The sequence below is a fragment of the Methylosinus sp. Sm6 genome, from assembly GCF_019802345.1.
Classification (GTDB): domain Bacteria; phylum Pseudomonadota; class Alphaproteobacteria; order Rhizobiales; family Beijerinckiaceae; genus Methylosinus.
This window is the reverse complement of sequence record NZ_JAINDZ010000118.1, coordinates 1-1,116: the sequence shown is the minus strand read 5'-3', so window position 1 is coordinate 1,116 and position 1,116 is coordinate 1. Positions and strand designations below refer to the sequence as shown.

1 protein-coding gene is annotated in these 1,116 nt (G+C 62.1%); it reads left to right on the top strand.

Annotation, left to right across the window (positions count from 1 at the left end; translation table 11 throughout):
* Nucleotides 1–36: 36 nt before the first annotated feature.
* A protein-coding gene (locus K3F48_RS23795) for an IS3 family transposase (protein WP_370631493.1) occupies nt 37–1,116 on the top strand; the annotation gives its coding sequence in 2 pieces (ribosomal slippage) (nt 37–325 and nt 325–1,116; 1,081 coding nt annotated over the 2 pieces). This gene is flagged as partial in the annotation.

Below are 1,116 nucleotides of genomic sequence, written 5' to 3'. Positions count from 1 at the left end.
GCTACGGCGCTATGAAAAGCGCGCGTCGCGAGCGGCTTGCTCCCGAACTGCTACACCACCGGTGGGGACACGACCCGCCGGACGCATTCCCCGGCGTTTAAAGCGAAGGTGGCTTTGGCCGCGATCAAGGGCGAGAAGACGCTCAGCGAACTCGCGCAGCAGTTCGACGTTCATCCGAACCAGATCACGACGTGGAAGGGCCAACTTCTCGAAGGTGCGACGGGCGTTTTCGGTCAGGAAAAACCGGAAGCGAAGGAAGCGGCGGTCGATTTGAAGGCGCTTCACGCCAAGATCGGCGAACTGACGCTGACCAATGATTTTTTGTCCGGCGCGCTCACCAAAGCGGGATTGCTGAGCGTAAAACGATGATCGACCGCAGCCACGATCTCCCCATCGCCCGTCAGGCGCGAGCGCTCGGCGTCGCGCGCAGCTCGGTCTACTACAAGCCGCAGCCCGTCTCGGCCGAGGATTTGAAGCTCATGCGGCGGATCGACGAATTGCATCTCGAACATCCCTTTGCAGGGGCGCGGATGCTACGCGATTTCTTGCGGCGCGAGGGCGTCGTCGTCGGTCGCCGCCATGTGGCGACGCTGATGAAGCGGATGGGCATTGCCGCGATCTATCGGCGGCCAAACACGAGCAAGCCGGCGCCGGGGCATAAGATCTACCCTTATCTCCTGCGCGGCGTGAAGGTCGAGCGGCCCAATCATGTCTGGGCGACGGATATCTCCTATATCCCGATGCGACGCGGCTTCGTCTATCTCGCGGCGGTCGTCGACGTGGCGAGCCGGCGCGTGCTGGCGCATCGCGTATCGATCACGATGGAGGCGGAGTTTTGCGTCGAGGCGTTGAAAGAGGCGCTGGCAAAGCATGGCAGACCCGAAATTTTCAACACGGACCAGGGCAGCCAGTTCACCGGCAATGGCTTCACGAGCGTGCTGCTCGACGCGAAAATCGCCATCAGCATGGACGGCAAGGGCGCCTGGCGCGACAATGTGTTCGTCGAGCGGCTGTGGCGCAGCGTCAAATATGAGGAGGCCTATCTGCGCGCCTATGACAGCGTGTCCGAGGCGCGCGCGTCCATCGCCAAATATCTGGCCTTTTATAACGAGCGGC